Below are 23,381 nucleotides of genomic sequence, written 5' to 3' on the forward strand. Positions count from 1 at the left end.
CGTCTGAAGAAGTTCTGGGTGAGTGACCAAGGCGGGGATCAAACGGACGGTGTCCGGGCCGGCAGTGTCACGGGAATCATCCGGAATGATAGTTGATTTGGCGGCCCAATCGGGCGGATCGGGCGTGCAAACCGTCCGGCAAGCGTTCGCGCGGCGGGCGGAACTCTGAACAAAATCAAATGCCTAGCCAGCGGCGCGGGTGCCCGGTGTCCGGGCCGTGTCGCGCGCGCGAGGGCGCCAGTTGGCATCCCTGGGGCGTTGCGGTAGTGTATGTAACGTATTCAATAAGGGAGACCGCAATATGCTGATTACCTTTCACTCCAAGGTCGTGGCCGAGGTCCTGATGCTGTCCGACCACGCCGGCCTCATTCTGCAGGCAGCGGGCAAACCCATCGGCGACAAGATCCCCGAACGCGGCGTTTTCACGGTGGAGCAACTGGGCCCCGCCATCGCCGGCATCGAACACGCCATCGAGGTCGCCGAACGCCCGCTTGACGACGAAGACGACGAAGACAAGGCGCCCCGTTCGGCCATGGCGCGCACGGTGGGCCTGAAGGAACGCGCGTTTCCGTTGCTGGACATGCTGCGGCAATCACAGGCAGCGGGCGTCGAAGTCACCTGGGAAGCCTCGCGCGGGTGGTAAGCAATGTCGCCGGGCGGACAATCCGACCGGTGTTTTTTGCCTTACCCTTGCGGCCTGACGCCCTTTCAAGGAAACCCTTATGCGCAGCGACATCACCATTGTTTTCGACCCCCGCCGGTCGCTGGACCTGACCGCCACGGTAGAGCCGTCCCCGCAGCGCCAGAGCGACGCGCGCGATTGGTTCGACGGCGCCTGGGAAACCCTGGGCTGCGAACCCTTGCGGCCCAGCGGCAAAGTGTTGTTGCTGGATAAGGTGCTGGGCGTGGCCGATGCCCTGGGCTACGACACCCTGTCCACCGACACCAAGGAAGCCCGCGAGTTCGCCGAGCACCTGGCGCTGGCGCTGGAACGCCCGCGCATCACGGTGGACCTGCCGGGGCTGACCGTCGGCTACTGACGGCGCGGCTCTCGGCAAGCGCCACAAAACAAATCCCCGCTCAAGGCGGGGATTTTTTCGGGTGCGGGGCGCCGGCCGCACAGACCGCAGACCACAGACCACAGACCACAGGCTAGCGGATCCCCGCCCGCATGAACGACTGCACGAATTGCCGTTGGAACAGCAGGAAGGCAATCAGCAGCGGCGCCGCCGACATCAGCGTGGCGGCGGTAATGACCGACCAGTCGATGCCCTGGTCCGTGGACGAGAACACCTGCAAGCCCACCGTCAGCGGCCGGGATTCCACCGAGTTGGTGATGATGAGCGGCCACAGGAAGTTGTTCCAGTGGTGGCTGACCGACACCAGCCCGTACGCCACGTAGATCGGCTTGGCCAACGGTACATACACCTTCCACAGAATCTGCATGGGGCCCGCGCCTTCCATGCGCGCCGCCTCTTCCAGTTCGCGCGGCACCGTCTTGAAGGTCTGGCGCAACAGGAAAATGCCGAACGCCGACGCGAAGTACGGCAGGCCGATGGCGAACACGGTGTCGCGGACGCCCAGCTGGCTCATGGACCGGTAGTTCTCTACCAGCAGCACGTCGGGCATGATCATCAGCTGTAGCAGCACCAGCATGAAGACGAAATCGCGGCCCCGGAATTCGAAGCGCGCGAACGCGTAGCCCGCCAGCGTGGACAGCACCAACTGCGCTGCCAACACCATCGTCACCAGCAGGAAGGTGTTCAGGAAATAGCGCGGAAACGGCGCCGCGTGCCAGGCACGCACGAAGTTATCCAGCGTCAACGGCGCGAACAGCTCGAAGCGGGTTGCGTAGGCGGGCGGGTGGAATGCCGCCCACATCGCGTAGGCCAGCGGCAGGATCCACAGCAGGCCAAGCGCCCAGGCGCCCAGGGTATCTAGCTTGTCTTTCATTGATAGTGCGTCCTGCGATCCAGCCAGCGGAACTTGAACAGCGCGGTCAGCGCCAGCACCACCAGCAACACGACGGTCAGCGTGGCGGCGTAAGCCGTGTCCCAGAAACTGAAACCCACCTGGTAGATGTAGTACAGCAGCAGGGTGCTGGCGTTATCCGGCCCGCCGCGCGTCATGACGACCACGTGGTCCACCAGGCGGAAGGCGTTGATCAGCGCATTGATCAGCACGAACAGCGTGGTGGGCATCAACAGCGGCCACAGGATGCGGCGGAAATACTGCCAGCGCGAGGCGCCTTCCAGCATCGCGGCCTCGCGCAGCGACGGCGACACGGTCTGCAAGGCGGCCAGGTAGAAGATCATGAAGAAGCCGGATTCTTTCCACACCGTGACCAGCATCAGCGCGGGCAAGGCAGTTTCGCGGTTGCCCAGCCAGTTCGGGCCGGGCGAACCGAACCAGCCCATCACCTGCGCGATCAGCCCGTACTGCGGCGTGTAGAAGAACAGCCAGATGTTGGCCACCGCCACCATCGGCAGCACGGTGGGCGTGAAGTACGCCATGCGCAAAAAGCCGCGGCCGCTCAGGTTGCGGTTCACCCACAACGCCATGATCAGCGCGATGCCGATGGACGTGGGGATCGTGCCCAGCGCAAACCACAGGTTGTTCCACAGCGACTGCCAGAACACCGGGTCGTCACGCATGACGGCGTAGTTCTCCAGGCCCACGAAACGCGCCGGACGCGCGCCCTTGGGCGTGGAAAAAAAGCTGTGCCAAAGCGTCGCCACCGCCGGGTAATGCGTGAAGGCGGCGAGCAGCACGATGGCTGGCAGCAACAGCAGCCAGCCATAAAGCGCATGTAAAGAGCGGCTCATCGTGCTTGTCGGTTTATTTGTAGGAACGCAGGATGCGGTCGGCCTCGCGCTGTGCGTCGGTCAGCGCCTGCTGCGGCGTCTTCGAACCCGTCAACGCCGCTTGCAGCGCGTCGTTCAGGGTCTTGGTGACGCGCTGGTTTTCATGCGTGGAAAATTCCGCCACGCTGACTTCCAGTTGGTCGCGCGCGACCGTGGCGGCCGGCACTTCCTGCGCGTACTTCTTCATCTTTTCGGTTTGCCAGGCGGCCGGCGTCACGGCCACGTAGCCCGTGGCGATGCTCCAGTCGGCCGCGCGTTCCGGCGTGGTGACCCACTGCGCGAACTTCAGCGCGGCCTGCTGCTGCGCCGGCGTGCCGCTCTTGAAGATATAGAAGTTGCCGCCGCCCGTGGGGCTGCCGCCCCGCTTTTGCTGCGGCATCATCGCCACGCCGAACGGGAAGTCGGCGTTCTTGCGGATGTTGGTCAGGTTGCCGGTGGTGGTCCAGACCATGGCGGCCTTCTTTTCCAGGAAGTCCTTGGGCGTGGTGCCCCAGTCAATGGTGCCGGTGGGCATGATCTTGTGCTTGGCCGACAGGTCGCGCCAGAACTGCGCGGCTTCCACGACGGCCGGCTTGTCCAGGTAGACCTCGTTACCGGCTTCGTTCATCAGGATCGCGCCGTTCGGCGTGGTCAGCGCCTGGAACAGCCAGTACGCAAACGCGCCGCCCGACGGGATCTCGATGCCCCACTGCGTGGTGTTGCCCGAGGCGTCCTGCTTGGTCAGCTTCTTGCCGTAATCGACCAGCTCGGCCCAGGTGCCGGGCGCGCGTTCGGGGTCCAGGCCCGCTGCCTTGAACAGGTCCTTGTTGTAGTACATCACGATGGTCGAACGCTGGAACGGCACGCCCCAGGTGTGGCCGCCCGAGCGGCTGTTCTGCATGAACGCGTCGTAGAAGCTGCCCAGCCACTTCTTGTCGGCGTCGCTTTTCGCCAGCGAATCGATCGGCACGATGGCGTCTTCATCAATCAGCGTGAACATGTCGGTGGACAGCAGCACGGCCAGTTGCGGCGGCGTGCCGCCCTTGAGCGCCGTCAGCGCCTTGGCGATCGAATCCTGATACGAGCCGGCGTAGATCGGCTTGATCTTGATGTCGGGATTTTCCTTCTGGAAGTCCGCGACCATGTCGTCGACGATCTTGGTGATCGGGCCGCCAACGGCAACCGGGTAATAGAACTCGACCTCGACGGGTTTGTTTTGCGCCTGTGCCGGCAGGGACAGGCAAGCGGCGGCCAGGCTGGCGGCCAGGGTCTTCAGTACGATGCGTCGCATGGTGGCGTTTCCTTTCCTGTGCAATGGGCGTCTTCTAGCGCCCGACGGTGTTGATCACCGCCGAATCGGCGGCAAAGAAATGCTGTTGCCCGTCCTGCCAGGACAGGTTCAGGGCCTCGCCGGCGCGGGCGCGCAAATGGCCGCCCACTCGTACGGCCACGCCGCTGGTGTCGCCTACTCGGCACACCACGATGGAATCCGCGCCGAAGTATTCAACGCTTTCGACAATGGCCGGTATGCCGGTGCTGTCGATGCGGATGTGTTCCGGGCGCACGCCCAGCTTGACGGCGCCGGCCGGTGCGTTGGCGATCACGGGGCCTTGCGTGCCGGCGATAACGGCGGCGCCGTTCGCGGCGGCAAGCCCGATCAGATTCATGGGCGGCGTGCCGATGAAACGCGCGGCGAACTCGGTGGCCGGCCGTGCGTACAGGCCGTCGGGCGTGTCGTGTTGTTCGATCTGACCGCCGCGCAACAGCACCACCTGGTCGGCCATGCTCATCGCCTCGGTCTGGTCGTGCGTGACGTACACCATCGTGATGCCCAGGTCCTGCTGCAAGGCGCGGATCTCGCGGCGCATCTCGTGGCGCAGCTGCGCATCCAGGTTGGATAGCGGCTCGTCCATCAGGCACACCGGCGCTTCGGAAATCACCGCGCGCCCCAGCGCCACGCGCTGCTGCTGGCCCCCCGACAACTGCGACGGCTTGCGGTCCAGCAGATGCTCCAGGCCCAGCAGCCCGGCCACACGCTGCAAGCGGCGGTCGAAGTCGCGCGCGGGTTCCTTGCGGACCTTGAGGCCGAACAGGATGTTCTCGCGCACCGACAAATGCGGGAACAGCGCGTATGACTGGAACACCATGGATATGCGGCGCTTGGCCGGTGGCAGTTGCGTAACGTCGCGATCGCCGATGCGGATGGTGCCCGATGTGGGCGTGTCCAGGCCGGCGATCATGCGCAGGGTGGTCGACTTGCCGCAGCCGGATGGGCCCAGCAGCACCGTGAAGCTGCCCGCCGGCACCGTGAAGCTGACGCCGTGGATGGCGGCGGCGCCGCCGTACTGTTTGGTGAGGTTATCCAGAACGATGGATGACATGCTGTCTCGACGATCTAATTGTTAGATCCGCATTGTTGCCTGTTATGAAAACCTTTTCATTGTGCAGCGCAAACATGACGGATTCGTGGCAAGCCAAACGGCTACAAACAACGCTGCGCGCCCCTTCGGCGCAGCGCTCAGGCAAACGGATAGGGCCCGGGATATTCCCCAAGCACCGCGTGGTGCGTAACCAGGTTCGTGCCTTGCCACCAATGCAGCTGGTAGCCAGGCGGTTCCATGATGTATTGCAGCGTGGGACGCGGCCCCAGCTCCAGCGCCAACTGATGTGCCGTGCCCGGGCAGGTTGACGCGATCGTGCCGCCGAAGCGCTGGAAGATGGTCCGGTGCAGATGGCCGCACAGCACCCGTTCTACATTGGGAAAGCGCGACACCACGCGTTCCAGCTCCGGCGCGCCGGCCAGAAGGCCGATGGCATCCATGTGTTCGATGCCGGTCAGGAACGGCGGGTGGTGCATCAACACCAGCGTCGGCCGGTCCGGCTGTTCGGCCAGGCGCGCGGCCAGCCAGTCCAGGCGGTCCTGGCAAAGTTCGCCATGGCTTTTCATCGGCACCACCGTGTCCAGCGCCAACAGGCGCAGCGGATAGGTTTCGATGGCGTACTGAATGAACGGCCCGCCGCCTTGCAGGTAATCGTGGTCGGGAAAGGCGGCGCGCAGTTGCGCGCGGTCGTCATGGTTGCCGGGCAGCAGAAAGTACGGAATCTCCAGCGCTTGCAGATGGTCGCGTAGCACCTGGTATTCGTGCGGGCGGCCCAGGTCGGTCAGGTCGCCTGTGATCAGTACGCAGTCGGGGCGCGGCGTCAGCGCGTTCAGCGCGCGCACGGCCGGCGCTAGGAATGCGGCCGGGTCGATGATGCCGTAGGCCTTGTCGCCCGGGGTGCGCATGTGCAGGTCGGTGATTTGGGCAATGAGCATGATGCGTGCGTTGTCGTAATTGAAGAGATCAGCGGCGTACGGACGCCGCGGTACCGCCCACCACGATGCAATGCGGCAAGCGGTTCGATTGGGCAGGTTGGCCATGGATCTGCGCCAGCAGGTTCGAGCAGGCCGTCTGGCCGATGCCGTCGCTGGGTTGCGCCACGGTCGTCAGCGGCGGCGTCAGCAAGGCGCCGAAACGCATGCCGTCAAAGCCGCACACCGAAATGTCGGTGGGCACGCGCAGGCCCAGCGCCACCAGATCGGCGATGACGGCAGTGGCCAGCAAGTCGTTCGAGCAGAACAGGGCGGTAGGCGCCTGTTTGCCGCGCAGCGCGGCCTTGAGCACGTCGGCATCGCTGCCGGTGTGCGAGCTCATGGCGATGTGCTGCACGGTGTCCAGGTTCAGCTTTTTGGCGCAGGCGCGGGCGCCGGTCAAACGGCGGCGGGCGCGATCCGAGGCGGTCAGCGGCCCGGTCACCAGCGCAATGCGGCGGTGCCCCAGCGCGGCCAGATGCGCGACCATGTCGCTGGCAGCGGCGCGGTTGTCCACCGACGCAAACGGGTGCGTGGACGACTCGTTGTAGACCAGCACATAAGGCATGCCGGCGCTGTCCAGATCGTCCAGCGTGGCGCTTTTGTTGACGTCGGCCACGGTCAGGATCAGGCCGTCGACTTGATGGTCGATCAGGCCTTGGACTGCGGCAGATTCAACGGCGGGGTCATACCCGGTGGCGGTCAACATGACGCTGTAGCCCGATTCGCGCGCACGGCGCTCGGCGCCTTCAAAGCACTCGGCGAACACGGGATTGGACAGGGTGGGCAGAATCAACCCGATGGTGCGGGTGCTGCCGGAGCGCAGGCTGCGGCCAACGCGGTTCGGCCTGAACCCCGCGCGCTTGGCCACGCTGCGGATGTGCGCCAACGTGTCGGGATGGACGATCTCGGGTTGATTGAATGCGCGCGAAACCGTCGCCGGCGATACGCCTGCCTTGCGGGCCACTTCAATGATGGAAAAGCGGGGCGACGGGCGCGTAGCCATACCGGGATTACTGTCTGTTTGCTGAAAACGTTTTCATCTTACAAGACAAATATGACCTTTGTGTTGCACGGGTTTGCGCTATGCTGGTGTGAACGCAACAACATAAAGCCTAGGCGCGGCGCAGTCGTTTCACCCGGGAAAACACGGTGTTTTTGGTGTTTTTCCTAATTGACGCGGCGCGCACAATGGCAGGGATCGGTCCGCATGGCCCACGGCGCAACAACGCCGCCGGCAACGCAAGGGCAGACCCCTCGGTCAAGGGGACCGGGTGCGTAATCAGCTGCCACGCCTTGCGCGGCGCCGGTAAAGAGGAAAGGAAAATGTCTACTGCCTTAAACAGCCTTGGCGCGGTTCAAGCCGCGCGCAAGCTGCAACGGCGCGAGTTAACCGCGGTGCAACTGGTACGAGCCTGTTTTGCCCGTATCGAGCAGCGCGAAAATACCATCCACGCCTGGACCGCCCTGCAAAAACAGGCGGCGCTGGACGTTGCACAGGCCCTGGACGATGGCCCTTTGCAGGGTCCGCTGCATGGCCTGCCGATTGGCGTGAAAGACCTGTTCGACACGGTCGATCTCCCTACCCGCTACGGCTCGCCTATTTATGAGCGCCACCGCCCCGGCCTGGACGCCGCCGCCGTGGCGCTTTGCCGTGGCGCGGGCGCCATCGTGGTGGGCAAGACGGTCACCACTGAATTTGCGACCTATCAAGCCGGCCCGACCCGCAATCCGCGCAACGAGGCCTACACGCCTGGGGGCTCCTCCAGTGGCTCGGCCGCCGCGGTCGCGGACGACATGGTGCCCTTCGCATTGGGCTCGCAAACGGCGGGTTCCATCATCCGCCCGGCGTCTTATTGCGGCATCGTCGGCTTCAAGCCCACGTTCGGCGCCATTCCCCGCGCGGGCGTAAAAAGCCTGGCCGAATCGCTGGACACGGTGGGCGGCTTTGCCCGTTCGGTGCCCGACGTGGCCTTGTTTGCGTCCGTGATGATGCGCGATGCCCGCATGCAGGACCTGTCCTACGATGCCAAGCCGCGCGTGGGCATGTGCCGCACGTTGCAGTGGCGGCACGCGCAGGCCGAAACGAAGGAAGCGTTCGCCCAGGCGGCGGCGACCTTGTCGCGCGCGGGCGCCACCGTGAAAGAGGTGCCGCTGCCGTCGCAGGATTGCATGCTGGTGCAGCTGCACGCCGACATCATGGCGTACGAGGCGTCGCAGTCGCTGGCTTTCGAGCGCCTGCAACACGCCGGCCAACTTAGCCCGAAGATCCAGGCGGTGCTGGAAGCGGGCGCGCAGATATCGGCCGAGCAACACATCAAGAACCTGGCGCGCGCCGAAGAGTCGCGCATTCGGGTGAACAGCTGGTTTGACGACTGCGACGTGTTGCTGGCGCCCAGCGCCGCCGGCGAGGCGCCATTTGCCGACCTGGGCACGGGCGATCCGCAGTTCTCGCGGCCCTGGACGCTGTTCGGCCTGCCCTGCCTGAATCTGCCCTTCGCCACGGGCCCGCAAGGGCTGCCCGTGGGGTTGCAGCTGATCGGGCAGCGCTATGACGACTACCGCACGCTGGCGATTGGGGCGTGGGTGCATGAGCGCCTGCTTGAGGCCAATGCGCCGGATATCGGTGCGTCGGACATGTGGCCGCGAGGCTGAACGCGGCGCGCGTTCAATCAAATGCAGAAAGCAGAAAGCAGAAAGCAGAAAGCAGAAAGCAGAAAGCCCGCCGATAAGGCGGGCTTTTTTGTGCCGGTCGCGCCAGGAAGAGGTGTGTTCCTGATTGTTGGCCGGCCCATGTTTCGGGCCGGCTTCGGGCGTTCAGTTCAGAAGGCGAGCGCGGATCACGCGGCCTCGGCGGCTTCCTGCTCGGCGGACGCCACGGCGCCCGCGTTGATGTGGCGGTTCACGGCGCTAAGGACGGCCTGGAACGAGGCCGTCACGATGTCGCGGTCGATGCCTACGCCAAAGCCCGTGGAGGACTCGCCCACGCGCAGTTCGACATAGGAGGCGGCGCGCGTGTCGGTGCCGGTGCCGATGGCGTGCTCGTGGTAGTCCATGATGCGCACGGGCACGTCCAGCGCCGCCACGAATGCCGAGATGGCGCCATCGCCCTTGCCCGTCACGATGCGCCGTTCGCCGTTGTATTCGAGTTCGGCTTCGATGCTGAAATGCTGGCCTTCGCCGGCCGACGGGTTGCCGTCGATGCGGTGGCGGATCAACTTCCAGGGCGCCTTCTGTTCCAGGTATTCGCGATTGAAGATGGTGTGCACGTCGTCGGCGGTGACTTCGCTGCCCGTCTCGTCCGTCACGCGCTGGATGGCGCGGCTGAATTCGATTTGCAGGCGGCGCGGCAAGACCAGGCCATGTTCCTGTTCAAGCAGGTACGACACGCCGCCCTTGCCCGACTGGCTGTTCACGCGGATCACGGCGTCGTAGCTGCGGCCCAGGTCGGCCGGGTCGATCGGCAAGTACGGCACTTCCCAGACGGCGTCGGCCTGTTGCAGCGCGAAGCCCTTCTTGATGGCGTCCTGGTGCGAGCCGGAGAACGCGGTGAAGACGAGGTCGCCGGCATACGGATGGCGCGGGTGCACCGGCAACTGGTTGCAGTATTCCGCGCAGCGGCGCACTTCGTCGATGTCGGAAAAGTCCAAACCGGGATGCACGCCTTGCGTGTACAGGTTCAAGGCAAGCGTGACGAGGTCGACGTTGCCGGTGCGTTCGCCACTGCCGAACAGGCAGCCTTCGATACGGTCGGCGCCGGCCATCACGGCAAATTCAGCGGCGGCCACGGCGGTGCCGCGATCGTTGTGCGGGTGCACGCTAAGCACGATGCTGTCGCGGCGCGCCAGGTTCTTGTGCATCCATTCGATCTGGTCGGCGTACAGGTTGGGGCTGGTGGCCTCGATCGTGGCGGGCAGGTTCAACACCATCTTGTGGTCGGGCGTGGGCTGCCAGACATCGGCGACGGCGTTGGACACTTCCAAGGCAAATTCGGGCTCGGTGGTGCTGAACACTTCGGGCGAATACTCGTAGCTCCATTTGGTTTCGGGGCGCTGCGAGGTGTATTGCTTGATGAGGCGCGTGCCGGTCGTGGCGATGCCCTTGATTTCGTCCTTGGACATGTTGAACACCACCTTGCGGAAGGCCGGTGCGCAAGCGTTGTACATATGGACGATGGCTTGCTTGGCGCCCGCCGCGGCTTCCACCGTGCGGCTGATCAGGTCTTCACGCGACTGCGTCAACACGATGATGGTGACGTCATCGGGGATGCGCTTTTCGTCGATCAGCTTGCGCACGAAATCGAAGTCGGTCTGCGACGCGGACGGGAAGCCGACTTCGATTTCCTTGAAGCCGATCTTCACCAGTTGTTCAAAAAAGCGGAGCTTGCGCTCGACGCTCATGGGTTCGATCAACGCCTGGTTGCCGTCACGCAGGTCGGTGCTCATCCAGATCGGCGCCTTGGTGATGCGGCGGCTGGGCCACGTGCGTTCGGAGAAGTCGCGGGTGAACGGCGCGAAGGGGACGTATTTGGTGGCGGGGTTGGCAAGCATCATGACTACACCTCGATCAATCGGTTTCTTTTGAATCCCGTGAGCACTGAGTCTCGGCGGCGCGATGACCGGATGACGGTTTTGCGCCAGGGGTTGCCGTGATTAACCGGCAGGATTCACAAATAAAAGGGGGAAATCGCGTGTGGCAAACGTGGCTGCCGAGCTACCACGGGGACACTAGGCCCGGCAACCGATCGGTAGGTATAGCGATAGCGCGGCAGCGAAGAAGGAACGAGCGCGCAGGCCGGCGACCGGAGCGACGAAGCGTCCGGTGGCAATCGCGGGGAGGGTGCGGTGAGCGGCCATAGGGTGCTAGTCAAACATATTTTCTTTGCCAGCGCAAACGAAAACGTTGAAAAAAACCGGGGGCAGAGCGCGCCGCGATCTTTGATCGACAGCGGCGCGAGACCAAGAATCCGGCCCGCGCCCGATGTCGCAGCATGCCGCTGCGGCATCGGGCGGTGGCGTGCGTCTACTGCGTTTGCATGTGGCCGTTTTTCACGATCTTGCCCAGGCGTTCGCGTTCACTGGCTGCGAATTCCACAAAGCTCGCGCGCGAGCCGCCACCCGGTTCGATGCTGCTCTGGCGCAACGCGTCCTGCACTTCTTTGGTCTGGAGCGACTGTTCGACCGCTGCGTTCATTTTGTCCAACACGTCCGCCGGCGTGCCGGCGGGCGCGTACAAGCCCGCCCAGTGCCCGATGCGCACGGCGGGAAAGCCGGCTTCGGCGGTGGTGGGAATGTCAGGTGCGCTGGCCATGCGCTTGTCCCACGTGGTGGCCAGCGCCTTCAACTTGCCGCTTTGGATCAGCGGCAACGTCACGATGCTGGCTTCCGACGTGGCGTCGACCTGGTTGCCGATCACCGCCGTCACGCCTTCCGAGCCGCTCTTGTAGGCGATGGGCTCGATGGGCAGGCCCGTGGCTTCCTTGACCATTTCCGCCACGAAATGTGGCGTGCTGCCGTTGCCGGCGGTGGAAAAGGTGATGCGGTCGGTCTTGGCTTTCTTGGCGCGCTCGACGAAGTCCTTCAGGTCCTTGGCCGGGTTGGACGGGTTGGCCACGATCACCGAGGGCGTGATCGTCAACAGTGCGACGGGGGTCAGCTCGTCGTCCTTGTAGGGCTGGTCCGAGCGGATCAGGCTGTTGGTAACGGTGCCATTGCTACCGACCAGATAGGTGTAGCCATCCGCCGCGCTGCGAGCGACATGCGCGGCGCCCACGACGCCGCCGGCGCCGGGTCGGTTTTCCACAATGACGGATTGCTTCAGCGTCGTGCCCACTGCCTTGGCGATGATGCGGGCGACCAGGTCGTTGGCGCCGCCGGCGCTGAACGGCGCGACGAAGGTGATGGGTTTGTCGGGCCACGCGGCCATGGCGGGCGTGGCGGCTAATGCGGCCGAGCAGGCCACGAGCAAACCGGCGGCATACCGGATGGGGGTGCGGAACATGGTTTTCTCTCCAGGGGCCGGCCGCGCATCGGCAGGTCTCGGCTGCCGTTATGGTTTTGCTGGGTCTGTTGCGCGGCCTGCGGTTGCGCGAGCCTGGACGGGTCAGTATAGAAGGCGGAGCTGGCGCCGGACTGAAACAAAAAAGGCCGCCAGATCGGCGGCCTGTGTGGCAAAAAAGTCCGCGCCGCGTTAGCGGGCCGGGCCGATGCGAGGTTCGACGTAGCGGTCGCCGCGGGTCTCGCCCCGGACTTCGGTACGCGGGGCTCGGCGGCCGTCATCGCGCGGATCGCGCGACGGCGGGATGGCCGTGCCTTCCAAAATTTGCGCCTGTTCGGCCACCATGGCGATCTTGCCGCTGCGATTGTGGCGAATTTCAGACAGTGCGCGTCGCAAGTCGCCTACAGTGAAGGGTTCTTGGCGGTCGCCCCAGGTCCAGCGCAGCACGCCCAACGATTCTTCCGACAGGTTCGGCGCCAGATCGGCCAGCGTATCCGTGCCCACCGGGGTTGCCGCGCCCGAGGCCAGGCTGGCTGCAAACCAGGCGCGGACCGAGAAGAAGACGATCAGCGTCCAGATGCCGGCAACGACCCACCAGATATAGGGATTGACCTTCTGCGCCATATCCTGGGTTGGCTGGCCCAGCGTATGCAGGAAGTCATAGTTCATGCGTTTGCCGAAATCCAGTATCCACGAGGCAACGAGATACCAAAGGACGACGGCGACGGCGATGACTATCGCACGCACAACGATTCGGGGTAGCGCCAGTTTGAGCAGGGTCTGGCCGATAAGTCGGCTGTCCTGGCGAACGCTTGCGGGCGAAGTCAGATTCATCATGCAAAATATTGTACCTATGACCCGTCCAATTTTAGAACTGCGACCTGGCCAGCACCTGACGCTGACCCCTCAATTGCAGCAATCGATACGATTGTTGCAGTTGTCCACGCTCGACCTGGAAGCCGAGATCTCGCAAGTGCTCGCGGACAACCCCCTGCTGGAACGGGAAGACGACACCCCCGCCGCCGAGGCGCAAGCCGAATCCGAACGCGAATCCTCGGTCGATGACGACACCCCCGCAGCGGAACGCGATGCCCCCGTCGAAGAAATGCCTGGCTCGGGCGGCGTGTATTCGGATGATGACTCCGGGCTGCCCGAAGCGGCGCGCCCGGACACGTTGCGCGAACACCTGCTAGGCCAGCTGATGCTGACGCGGGCGGCGCCGCGCGATGCCGCCTTGGCGGCCTTGTTGATCGACGAGCTGGATGAAAACGGCTACCTGGGCTCGCCGCTTGAGGAAATCCTGACCTGGCTGCCGGCCGAAATGGAACCCGACCTGGATGAGCTCCGGGCGGCGCTGTCGCTGCTGCAATCGTTCGACCCCGTCGGCATCGGCGCGCGCGACATGGCGGATTGCCTGGTGTTGCAATTGCGCCACCCCGACCTCTCGCGTTTGCCCGAAGCGGCCGATCCCGCCGTCCTGGCCTGCGCCCGCGAAATCTGTGCGCGCCATCTGCCCTTGCTGGCCACCGGTAACGCTGCGCGCCTGTGCGCTGCCGTGGGCTGCGACGAGGCAATTTTCCGCGCGGCCCATACGCTGATCCTGCGGCTGGAGCCCCGGCCCGGACGCGCCTGGACCGTGCCTGCGGCGGACTACGCTGTGCCCGACGTCATCGTGCGCAAGGCGCGGCGCGGCTGGCAGGTCACGCTGAACAGCGCCGCCGTTCCCCGGCTGCAAATCAACGGGCTGTATGCACAGATGCTGGGCAACCAAAAGGAATCCGCGCACGCGGGCCTGCAAACCCAGTTGCAGCAAGCCAAATGGATGATACGTAACGTGGAGCAGCGCTTCGACACGATCCTGCGCGTCGCCCAGGCCATTGTTGAACGCCAGACGGCGTTTTTCAGCCAGGGGCCGTCGGCCATGCGTCCGCTGATCCTGAAAGACATCGCCGGTGAGCTCGGGCTGCACGAATCGACCATTTCGCGCGCCACAACGCAGAAGTACATGCTTACTCCGTTTGGCACGCTGGAGCTCAAGCGCTTCTTCGGGACGGGGGTCTCCACCGACGGCGGTGACGCTACGTCGGCCACGGCGGTGCAGACTTTCATCCGCCAAATGGTCGCGGAAGAGAACCGGGCCAAGCCCTTGTCGGACAGCCAGATCATGCAGAAACTGGCCGATCAGGGGATAGTTATCGCCCGTCGGACGGTGGCAAAGTACCGAGAAGCGCTGCGAATTGCCCCGGCTACGCTGCGCAAGGCGCAAGCCTCGGCGCGTTGAAATAGGGGACGAATCTTTGAGGATTCGTCCTTTGTTTCAAGGGGTTGCGTGACAATTGCGCTACAAATTTTTTTGCGTTCAGGGCTTGTCATCCGCCGAATAATTTTCGATAATCATTCGCATGTACATTTGCGTATGTAATGCCATCACCGAACGCCAAGTCCGCGCCAGCGTGGACGGTGGCGCGACGACGCTGTCCGACCTGCAATTCGAGCTGGGCGTGGCCACGTGCTGCGGCTGCTGCGCGGCAACCGCCGCCGAATACCTGCCAGGCGGCCGCTGCTCCAGCGTGTGCGACGTTCGCTCCATCGCCGTTCCGGTCAATGCGCCCGCCACCCTGGTTGAATCGGGTTCGGCTGCCAACAACAGCAGCTTCCCGATTCCGCTGGTCGCTGCCGGCTAACGCATTGCCGTCCCCTCCGGCTCGCTGAGTTCTTCGGCGGGCCGCGCTGCTTTCCGGACGCAGCCTTTCCCAAACTATTTGTCATTGCGCCAGGGCGCGAGCAGAATGCTTGATCCCTGCGCCATGCGTGGCGTGCCGTTCTCATGGACTCCCGATGAAGGCCACGCCCGCCACCTGCCCCCCGAACGCTCCTGCCGCCTCGGGCATCAGTTGGGTGCCGATTGCCGCGTTCTGTTTTCTGTGGAGTTCGGCCTTTGCGGCGGCCAAGATCGCGGTGCGCGATTGCCCCCCGTTGACCCTGTTGACCATCCGCTTTCTGATTGCCGGCGTGTTGATGCTGGGCATCGCCGCCTTCAGCCGCCGGGGCCGGCCACTGCAAGTGCGCGACCTCGCGTCCCTCATTCTGCTGGGCATCTTGAACAACGCGCTGTACCTGGGGCTGAGCTGGTCCGGCATGACGACCGTGTCGTCGGCATTCACCGCCGTGCTGATCAGCACCAACCCGCTGCTGATCGGCGTATTGGCCGGCCCTGTACTGGGCGAGCGGCTGACGTGGCGCAAGTTGCTGGGCCTGTGCCTGGGGCTGGTCGGGGTGGCCGTGGTGCTGCGATCACGCCTGACAGGCATGCAGGAAGACATGCACGGCACGCTGCTGGTCACGGGTGGCCTGGTGGCGCTGGTGGCCGGCACGCTGCTCTACAAGCGGCTCAAGCCGGCGGCAGGCCTATGGACGTCGACCGGCATCCAATCCCTGGCAGCGGCTGCCGCGTTGCTGCCGTTCGCGCTGATGAACGAAAGCCTGAGTGATGCGCGCCTGACGGCGAGCCTGCTGGCCAGCATGGCCTACATGATCGTGGCCGTGTCGATGGGCGGCTACTACCTGTGGTTCATGATCCTGAGCCGGGCCAGCGCCACGTCGGCCAGTGCGTTGCATTTCTTGATGCCGCCGCTGGGCCTGTTGTTTGGCTGGCTGGTCCTGCGCGAGCCGGTATCGTGGCTGGATCTTTTGGGCATCGTGCCAATCGCCTTTGGGATCTGGTTGACGACGCGCAAAGCGCGTTGAACCACTGAATAAGCAAAATAGCGCTAATAAGGTTGCGGATATGCAACCTGAGGGCATCAGTGGGATTTCGATGGAATGTCAGCCGTTTATCACGGGCTTATCGACACCATTAAAGAAAAGTACCGGACGAATGCGCCAGCTGACTCAGCGCTACGCCGCATAGGGCCTGCGTTGTGCACGCAAAGCATCACGCACGCATACTCATTCTCATTGGCTTGTCGCTTTCTGGTAGCGGTTCTAAAGCCGTTTACCAAATGCGGCGCAAGGCTAGGCGCGCCCCGCCGGCAGGTGGTAGTCTGCCGGGGTTGCGTACGCGCGGCATCGTGCGCTCCTTTGTCGCGATGCACTCGCGTCGCGCCTGACTGCAAGGAGTCCATTATGAAAGGCGACAAAACCGTCATCCAGTTCTTGAACAAGCAACTGACCAACGAACTGACGGCCATCAACCAATATTTCCTGCATGCGCGCATGCTGAACCATTGGGGCTTCGACAAGCTGGGCAAGCACGAATACGAAGAATCCATCGGTGAAATGAAGCACGCGGATCGCCTGATCGCACGCATCTTCATGCTGGACGGCCTGCCCAACCTGCAAGACCTGCACAAGCTGCTGATCGGTGAAGACGTGCCCGAGCTGCTTGCCTGTGACCTGAAGCTGGAACAAGCCGCGCACGCCACCGTCGTGGAAGCCATCGCCTATTGCGAATCGGTGCGTGACTATGTCTCGCGCGATCTGTTCCAGGACATCCTGGACGACACCGAAGAGCACATCGATTATCTGGAAACCCAGATCGATCTGATCGACAAGGTCGGCATCCAGAATTACCTGCAAAGCCAGATGTCCGTGCCCGAGTAATCGGCTGGGCCGCAAGGCAATAAAAAGGCGCCCCTTGGGGCGCCTTTGTCATATCCGCGTAAACAACGCGCGGCGTATTGATTGTTATGTGAGACGGTTATTGCGGGCGGGCCGGACATTCGGCCATCGTGCCCCAGGCGCGGTTCGGCGCACAGTATTTGTTGCGCGCGTTCCATGAGCACGAAGGCCGTTCAAAGAAGCCTTGCGTGGCGCACTGCGCCAGTTCGCGCTTGAGCGCGTCTTGCCAGCCCGGCGCGCCAGGCGCCGGCGACGTATTGGGCGGGGGCGGAGGCGCTTGCACCATCTGCGGCGTACCGTAGCCGTTGGCCTGCATCTGGCCGCCGTTGATGGCGGTGGATGTGCCGGGCACTTGCAAGTCCATGGTGGTGACGTCCGAGGTGCCGGAAGGCAGCGGCACTTCCGAGGCGGCCGCGATTTCGCGGGCTTGCTCGGGCGTGATGCGTTCGCGCGAAAGCTTCACGGCGGGATCGCTGACGGTGTCAAACAGCGACACCGTATTGACCTGCCATTGGCGGTCGGCCGGTTTGTCGGGAACGCCCAGGGTACCGTCGATGCGCGGCTGCGGCGGTTGCGCCACGTAAGGGCGTCCGTTGGCGTCCAGAACGGGCTGCTGCGAAGCTGCCGCGTCCTGACCAGGAGCCGGTGCCGCGGGCGGCGCATGCGCCACCAGCCAGTCACCCAATTGAATACCGCCCCAGGCCGACGCGCCAAGCGCGATCAGGAGCGTTGCGAATAATAAACGCCAAGACATTGCTACCCTCATCTGCCGTGCGGAACCCGAACGGGTCTACGCCTTGTCCCCGAAAACCTTGCCGCCGTGTTCGCGCATGGCATGGAATTTCACCTCGGGATACAGGTCCTCGGCTACGCGCAACTGCGCAGGGGAACTGATCAAAAACGCCGCCGCATCGACGACATCATAGGCGATATGAGCCGCATTGGCATCCATGAACTTGCGCAGCGCCTTGGGGTTTTCAGACGTAATCCAACGTGCCATTGTGTAGCGCGAAGGCAGCATTCTGGCGTCCGCGCCGTACTCGGTTTTGAGGCGGTGAGCCACCACTTCAAACTGCAACTGGCCGATTGCGCCCAGCAGCAAAGAGCCGCCCGCAGCCTCCGGACGGAACACCTGAATCGCGCCCTCTTCGCCCAATTGGGTCAGGCCGGTACGCAGCTGTTTGGTGCGCAGCGGGTCTTTCACTTCAACCGCCTGGAACAGCTCCGGCGCGAAGAACGGCAGGCCGGTGAATTGCAGCGTTTCGCCTTCGGTCAGCACGTCGCCCAATTGCAGCACGCCGTGGTTCGGGATACCGATCACGTCGCCGGCATACGCCTCGTCCAGAAGCTCGCGCCGCTGCGACAGGAAAGACACCACGTTGTTGGGGCGCATTTCTTTGTTGGTGCGGGCCACCTTCAAACGCATGCCGCGTTCAAAGCGGCCCGAGCTGACGCGCACGAACGCCACGCGGTCACGGTGGGCAGGGTCCATGTTGGCCTGCACCTTGAACACGACGCCGGTGAACTTGGGTTCTTCGGGCAGCACTTCGCGTTGCAGGGCGACGCGCGGGCCCGGGGGCGGCGCGTGGTCGACCAGCGCGTCCAGCACTTCCTGCACGCCGAAGTTGTTGATGGCGGAGCCGAAGAACACGGGCGTCTGCTTGCCGGCCAGGAACTGTTCACGGTCGAACGCGGGCGCGGCTTCGTTGATGAGTTCGATCTCGCCGCTGGCCTGTTCGAACGCCGAGCCGAAACGGCGGGCGATTTCAGGATTGCTCAGCCCTTCGATCACATCATCATTGTCCGAGCGGCGTTCCTGCCCGGGGCGGAACACGCGCATGCGGTCGCGGCGGATATCGAACACGCCGCCGAACGACTTGCCCATGCCCACCGGCCACGAGAACGGCACGGCGTCCATGCCCAGGTGGCCTTCGATCTCGGACAGCAATTCCAGCGGCTCGCGCACTTCGCGGTCCATCTTGTTGATGAACGTGATGATGGGCGTGTTGCGCGCGCGGCAAACCTGTAGCAGGCGGATCGTTTGCGGCTCGACGCCATTGGCGGCGTCGATGACCATCAGCGCGGCATCCACCGCCGTCAGCACCCGGTAGGTGTCTTCAGAGAAGTCCTGGTGGCCCGGGGTGTCGAGCAGGTTGATGACGCAGTCGCGGTATTCCATCTGCATGACCGACGAGGCCACGGAAATGCCGCGTTGCTTTTCGATTTCCATCCAGTCGGACGACGCATGGCGCGTGGCCTTGCGCGCCTTGACGCTGCCGGCGATCTGAATCGCGCCTGCGAACAGCAACAGCTTTTCGGTCAGCGTGGTCTTGCCCGCGTCAGGGTGGGAAATGATCGCGAACGTTCGGCGCCGCGCTACTTCGTGAGGGATGTTCATGGTCGGGGGATTGTACTTAACGCCGCTTTTGGAGCCGGCGCGGTACGGCTTCGTGCATGAAAAAGCCGTGGGGCACCCGCCGTCGCCAGCGAGCGCCCCAAGGCCGGAAAATTCAGGAATGGCGGCGGAACGACGCCAGGAAAACGCCCGCCAGGATGAACAGCGACCCGAAGGTGCGGTTCATCCAGCGGATGTGCTTGGCGTCGCGCAGCAAGCGCAACACGCGGGCCGCCAGCAGCGTGTACACGCCCATGGCGACCAGGTCGGTAAACGCCAGCGTGCCGGCCAGCGCCATGTACTGCGGCGTCAACGCCATCGCCGGGTCCACGAACTGCGGCACAACGGCCAGCAGGAACACGGTGCCCTTCGGATTCATGGTGTTGATCAGAAAGCCACGCATGACCAGGTCGCGGATCGACGCCTGCTTCGGGTCGCCCGCGTCCACCGCCACGGGCGCGGCGTCAGTACGAATCTGGCGCACGCCCAGGTAGATCAGGTAGGCCACGCCCAGGTACTTGACCACATTGAAGGCCATTTCGGACGTGGCCAGCACGGCGCCCAAGCCCACGGCCACCACGACGAACTGGAACAGGATGCCCATGATGAGGCCGGCCGTGTTCCAGTAGCCGCGTGCAAAGCCGTATTTCAATCCAGAGGACATCGCGGAAATCGCGCCCGCCCCGGGTGAGAACGAAATGGCCCAGGAGGCCAGGAAGAACGTCAACCAGGTGGATAAGGGCATGATGGCGCGGGTCCTAGGATCGCAGTATGGGGGTGCCGGGATATTACTCGCTTGGCTTTACTTGCCCAGCAACGCCGCGCGCGGACGGCCCGAACCGCCGTTGCCCGCCGGGCGCTGCGCGCCTTCGGGACGGCGCGGGGCCTGCTGCGGACGGCCATCGCCACGACCGGCGTGAGCCGGGCGGTCGGCGGGCTTGGCGTCGCGTTGGCCACCATTGCCACGGCCTTCGCCGCCGGCGCGAGCCGGTGCGGGGGCACGGCCGCCGGTAGCGGCGCGCGCCGGGCCTTGGGCCGGACGCGAACGGCCGGCGCCAGCGTTGCCGCCACGGCCGGCGTTACCGCCATTGCCACCACGACCGCCATTGCGATTGCCGCCGCGCGGGCTGCGCGCGTCTTCATCGCGTTCCTGGCGTTCGAAGGCGGCGGCGCTGGTGGGCGACGGGGTCCAGCCTTCAACGGGCTTGCGCTCGATCGTCTTCTTGATCAGGCGCTCGATGTCCTTCAGCAGCTTGATTTCGCTGTTGTCGACCAGCGAGACGGCAGCACCCGTGGCGCCCGCGCGGCCCGTGCGGCCGATACGGTGCACGTAGTCTTCCGGCACGTTCGGCAGTTCGAAGTTCACCACTTGCGGCAGTTGGTCGATGTCCAGGCCACGGGCGGCGATGTCGGTCGCCACCAGCACCGTCACGGTGCTGTCCTTGAAGCCGGCCAGCGCGCGGGTGCGAGCCGATTGGCTCTTGTTGCCGTGAATGGCGGCGGCGGTCAGGCCGTCCTTGACCAGCTTTTCAGCCAGGCGGTTGGCGCCGTGCTTGGTGCGCGTGAACACCAGCACCTGGTGCCAGCCGCTTTCACGGATGATGTGGCTGATCAGGTCGCGCTTGTGATGCTGTTCCACCATGTGCACCGTCTGGGTGACCAGTTCGGTGGCGGTGTTGCGCGGGGTGACGGACACTTCGCCCGGGTTGTTCAGGACGCCGCGCGCCAGCGTGCGGATTTCGTCCGAGAACGTGGCCGAGAACAGCAGGTTCTGGCGTTGCTTGGGCAGCAGGGCAAGAATCTTGCGGATGTCGCGGATGAAGCCCATGTCCAGCATGCGGTCGGCTTCGTCCAGCACCAGGATTTCAACGCCCGACAGGTCAACCGTCTTCTGGCCGCAGTGGTCCAGCAGGCGCCCCGGCGTTGCCACTAGGATGTCCAGCGGCTTGCGCAGCGCGGAAATCTGGGGGTTGATGTTGACGCCGCCGAACATCACCATGGACGTCAACGAGGTGTACTTGCCGTACGTCTGCACCGATTCGGCCACCTGCGCGGTCAGTTCGCGCGTGGGGGTCAGGATCAGGCAACGGGGGCGGCCGGGCTTGCGCACTTCGGGCTTTTGCTGCATCAGCAGATGCAGGATCGGCAGCGTGAAGCCGGCGGTCTTGCCGGTACCCGTCTGCGCGGCGGCGAGCAGGTCGCCGCCTTTCAAAACTTGGGGAATCGCCTGGGCTTGAATAGGCGTGGGTGCGGTGTAGCCGGTATCGGCAATGGCGCGCAACAGGGAATCAGCCAGCCCGAGGTCGGCGAAAGGGGAAGAGGTAGTCAAAACAACTCCAGCGGCAGCCCGTCGCTCAAGTTGAGAGACTCCAATCCAGGCGGACGAATAAGGAGAAAAGGGAAGCGCCCTGATGGGCGAAGCTTGGCAGCGAAGGGCCATAGCGGACGTGTGCAGATTGGCAAAGCACACTCGGCGATTGTAGCTGATGTGGCGGTGCAGCAGCGGACTGGATTCAGCCGTGCTGTATCGCCAAGTAACAACTTGCAGCGCTTATGAACCAAATACGTGTTTTCCCTAGTGCGCTCTCCCTATAATCGCTGCGCATCTATCCATTTGAAGAATAAAGGGTCGCTATGAAGAAATCGGCAATCGTGGGCCTCGTGGTCGTTCTGGGCGCGGCGTGGACCGGCACCGCCTGGTACACGGGCCAAAAGGCCGAGGCTTTCGTCAACCAGTCCATTGGCGAGGCCAATGTTGAACTGAAGAAGTTCAGCGATCAGTGGGGCATCGCCTCGTCCGTGGAGCTGGTTTCGTTCGAGCGCGGTGTGTTTTCGTCCACCGCCCGCTACCGCGTGAAGTTCACCACGCCGGCTGAACAAGGCAAGCCCGCGCAAGATCGCGACGTGCTGTTTGTGGAACACCTGTCGCACGGCCCCCTGCCGCTGTCGAACCTGAAGTCCGGCTCTTTCGCGCCGGCCATGGTCGCCAGCGACTTCGTGCTGGAAGAAACCCCGACCGTCAAGGAATGGTTTGCCGCCACCAAGGGCGCAACGCCGCTGTCGGGTCACTACAGCGTCAGCTACGCCAAGAACATCACCGGCAAGTTCAACCTGGCCCCCGCCGACGTCACCAAGGGCGACACCAGCCTGTCGTTCTCGGGCATGACGGGCAACGTCGACTACACGACGTCGAACAAGCACGGCATCTTCGACCTGAAGACCGACAAGCTGGTGCTGTCCGGCCAGAGCGAAAACAGCGACATCGTCAGCATGGCCCTGCAAGGCATTTCGCTGACCAGCGACATGACGCCGGCGTCCAATGACATGTACGTGGGCAGCCAGAAGCTGACGCTCAAGGACTGGACCATCACGTCCAAGGAAAAGCCGCCGGTTCAGTTCAAGGACACCTCGATCGCCGTCGACATGACCGAAAACGGCCCCGCCATGGGCGCCAAGATGGCCCTGGACTTCGGCATGATCAACGTGCAAGCCAAGGACGTTGCCGGCCTGAAGCTGGCGCTGGATGTGCAGAAGCTGGACTCCAAGGCGTTCAAGGCGCTGAACGACGTCTACGAAGCCGCCTCGCGCCGCATGATGCAAAGCAACGGCCAGGAACAACTGCCGCAGTTCACCGCTGAAGAGCAGCAGGTCATCAAGACCAACGTGGCGCAGATCCTGGCAGGCAACCCCACGCTGGCCGTGTCGCCGCTGGAAGTGCGCACCGCCAACGGCACGTCCACGTTCAACCTGAACCTGGACTTTGCCAAGCCGGCCTCGATGGACGGCGAAGTGGCCGACACGCTGACCGAAGCCGTGAAGAAGCTGGATGCCAAGCTGGTGCTGTCCAAGGGCAACCTGAGCGACTTGATGGCCGTTGAACCGCAAATGCGTGGCGTGCCGGCCGAACAAGCCGTGCAAACCGCCAAGGGCCAGGCCGAAATGGTTGGCACCATGGCTGCCGCGATGGGCGTTGCCAAGGTCGAAAACAACAACATCGTTACCTACGTGAACTACGCCGACGGCCAAGTCGACTTCAACGGCAAGAAGATGCCTGTTGAACAGTTCCTGATGATGGTGATGAGCGGCGCGATGGGTGGCGCGCGCTAAGGCGCACACCACGAAGCACGCGACCCCGGTCGTTGCCAAAGTAAAAAGCCGCCGCGCCGTTGGGCGC

21 protein-coding genes are annotated in these 23,381 nt (G+C 64.0%); 8 read left to right on the forward strand and 13 right to left on the reverse strand.

Annotation, left to right across the window (positions count from 1 at the left end):
• The first annotated feature begins 301 nt into the window (after positions 1-301).
• Both AC6LJY_RS05115 and AC6LJY_RS05120 read left to right on the forward strand, forming a co-directional pair.
• The gene (locus AC6LJY_RS05115) at positions 302-643 is read left to right on the forward strand and encodes a DUF1840 family protein (protein WP_314355853.1); all 342 of its coding nucleotides are present in this window, start codon (positions 302-304) and stop codon (positions 641-643) included.
• Positions 644-722: 79 nt separating this feature from the next.
• Positions 723-1,040, forward strand: coding sequence for a hypothetical protein (locus tag AC6LJY_RS05120; RefSeq protein WP_046803941.1), 318 nt, complete (start codon positions 723-725; stop codon positions 1,038-1,040).
• Positions 1,041-1,152: 112 nt separating this feature from the next.
• Here AC6LJY_RS05120 and AC6LJY_RS05125 read toward each other — a convergent pair whose 3' ends face one another.
• The 6 genes from AC6LJY_RS05125 to AC6LJY_RS05150 form a co-directional block, all read right to left on the reverse strand.
• Positions 1,153-1,953 (reverse strand): carbohydrate ABC transporter permease, encoded by an 801-nt coding sequence (locus AC6LJY_RS05125; RefSeq protein ID WP_046803940.1) that lies wholly within the window; start codon positions 1,951-1,953, stop codon positions 1,153-1,155.
• Entirely contained in the window at positions 1,950-2,825 is an 876-nt protein-coding gene (locus tag AC6LJY_RS05130; RefSeq protein ID WP_046803939.1) for a carbohydrate ABC transporter permease, read from the reverse strand. The genes AC6LJY_RS05125 and AC6LJY_RS05130 overlap by 4 nt, the downstream gene beginning before the upstream one ends.
• 13 nt (positions 2,826-2,838) lie before the next feature.
• Entirely contained in the window at positions 2,839-4,134 is a 1,296-nt protein-coding gene (locus tag AC6LJY_RS05135; RefSeq protein WP_314355852.1) for an extracellular solute-binding protein, read from the reverse strand.
• Between the two features lie 34 nt (positions 4,135-4,168).
• Positions 4,169-5,224, reverse strand: a complete 1,056-nt coding sequence (locus tag AC6LJY_RS05140; RefSeq protein ID WP_314355851.1) for an ATP-binding cassette domain-containing protein — start codon at positions 5,222-5,224, stop codon at positions 4,169-4,171.
• A gap of 137 nt (positions 5,225-5,361) precedes the next feature.
• Positions 5,362-6,159 carry a phosphodiesterase gene (locus AC6LJY_RS05145; protein WP_046803936.1) on the reverse strand — a complete coding sequence of 266 codons (798 nt, stop codon included), beginning with the start codon at positions 6,157-6,159 and terminating at the stop codon, positions 5,362-5,364.
• A 28-nt stretch (positions 6,160-6,187) separates the two neighbouring features.
• Entirely contained in the window at positions 6,188-7,201 is a 1,014-nt protein-coding gene (locus AC6LJY_RS05150; RefSeq protein ID WP_314355850.1) for a substrate-binding domain-containing protein, read from the reverse strand.
• 320 nt (positions 7,202-7,521) lie between these two features.
• On the opposite strand from AC6LJY_RS05150, the gene AC6LJY_RS05155 reads away from it, so the two are divergent.
• Positions 7,522-8,850, forward strand: coding sequence for an amidase (locus AC6LJY_RS05155; RefSeq protein WP_120153403.1), 1,329 nt, complete (start codon positions 7,522-7,524; stop codon positions 8,848-8,850).
• A 185-nt stretch (positions 8,851-9,035) separates the two neighbouring features.
• On the opposite strand, the gene leuA is transcribed toward AC6LJY_RS05155, so the two are convergent.
• The 3 genes from leuA to AC6LJY_RS05170 all read right to left on the reverse strand — a co-directional run bounded on the left by leuA (position 9,036) and on the right by AC6LJY_RS05170 (position 13,029).
• Positions 9,036-10,748, reverse strand: coding sequence for a 2-isopropylmalate synthase (gene leuA / locus AC6LJY_RS05160; RefSeq protein WP_046803933.1), 1,713 nt, complete (start codon positions 10,746-10,748; stop codon positions 9,036-9,038).
• Between the two features lie 469 nt (positions 10,749-11,217).
• The gene (locus AC6LJY_RS05165) at positions 11,218-12,195 is read right to left on the reverse strand and encodes a tripartite tricarboxylate transporter substrate binding protein (protein ID WP_498135420.1); all 978 of its coding nucleotides are present in this window, start codon (positions 12,193-12,195) and stop codon (positions 11,218-11,220) included.
• A 189-nt stretch (positions 12,196-12,384) separates the two neighbouring features.
• Complete coding sequence (locus tag AC6LJY_RS05170) at positions 12,385-13,029, reverse strand: hypothetical protein (RefSeq protein WP_046803931.1); 645 nt, start codon at positions 13,027-13,029, stop codon at positions 12,385-12,387.
• Between the two features lie 16 nt (positions 13,030-13,045).
• Here AC6LJY_RS05170 and rpoN point away from each other — a divergent pair, with 16 nt between their 5' ends.
• From rpoN to bfr, 4 genes are all read left to right on the forward strand, one after another.
• Entirely contained in the window at positions 13,046-14,473 is a 1,428-nt protein-coding gene (rpoN, locus tag AC6LJY_RS05175) for an RNA polymerase factor sigma-54 (RefSeq protein ID WP_485132656.1), read from the forward strand.
• A 121-nt stretch (positions 14,474-14,594) separates the two neighbouring features.
• Complete coding sequence (locus AC6LJY_RS05180; RefSeq protein WP_006216781.1) at positions 14,595-14,876, forward strand: (2Fe-2S)-binding protein; 282 nt, start codon at positions 14,595-14,597, stop codon at positions 14,874-14,876.
• A gap of 154 nt (positions 14,877-15,030) precedes the next feature.
• Positions 15,031-15,939 carry a DMT family transporter gene (locus tag AC6LJY_RS05185; protein ID WP_498135421.1) on the forward strand — a complete coding sequence of 303 codons (909 nt, stop codon included), beginning with the start codon at positions 15,031-15,033 and terminating at the stop codon, positions 15,937-15,939.
• Positions 15,940-16,317: 378 nt separating this feature from the next.
• A complete protein-coding gene (bfr, locus tag AC6LJY_RS05190; protein ID WP_006216785.1) occupies positions 16,318-16,794 on the forward strand; it encodes a bacterioferritin in 477 nt (158 codons plus the stop codon).
• Between the two features lie 97 nt (positions 16,795-16,891).
• On the opposite strand, the gene AC6LJY_RS05195 is transcribed toward bfr, so the two are convergent.
• From AC6LJY_RS05195 to AC6LJY_RS05210, 4 genes are all read right to left on the reverse strand, one after another.
• Entirely contained in the window at positions 16,892-17,578 is a 687-nt protein-coding gene (locus AC6LJY_RS05195) for a hypothetical protein (protein WP_104144683.1), read from the reverse strand.
• A 24-nt stretch (positions 17,579-17,602) separates the two neighbouring features.
• Positions 17,603-19,210 (reverse strand): peptide chain release factor 3, encoded by a 1,608-nt coding sequence (locus AC6LJY_RS05200; RefSeq protein ID WP_046803926.1) that lies wholly within the window; start codon positions 19,208-19,210, stop codon positions 17,603-17,605.
• 112 nt (positions 19,211-19,322) lie between these two features.
• The gene (locus AC6LJY_RS05205) at positions 19,323-19,952 is read right to left on the reverse strand and encodes a LysE family translocator (protein ID WP_046803925.1); all 630 of its coding nucleotides are present in this window, start codon (positions 19,950-19,952) and stop codon (positions 19,323-19,325) included.
• Between the two features lie 57 nt (positions 19,953-20,009).
• Positions 20,010-21,536, reverse strand: a complete 1,527-nt coding sequence (locus AC6LJY_RS05210; protein WP_046803924.1) for a DEAD/DEAH box helicase — start codon at positions 21,534-21,536, stop codon at positions 20,010-20,012.
• A 305-nt stretch (positions 21,537-21,841) separates the two neighbouring features.
• Between AC6LJY_RS05210 and AC6LJY_RS05215 the strand changes: the two genes are divergently transcribed.
• Entirely contained in the window at positions 21,842-23,314 is a 1,473-nt protein-coding gene (locus tag AC6LJY_RS05215) for a YdgA family protein (protein ID WP_046803923.1), read from the forward strand.
• The last annotated feature ends 67 nt before the right edge of the window (positions 23,315-23,381 follow it).

Source organism: Achromobacter sp. RT286_PF, assembly GCF_059760425.1.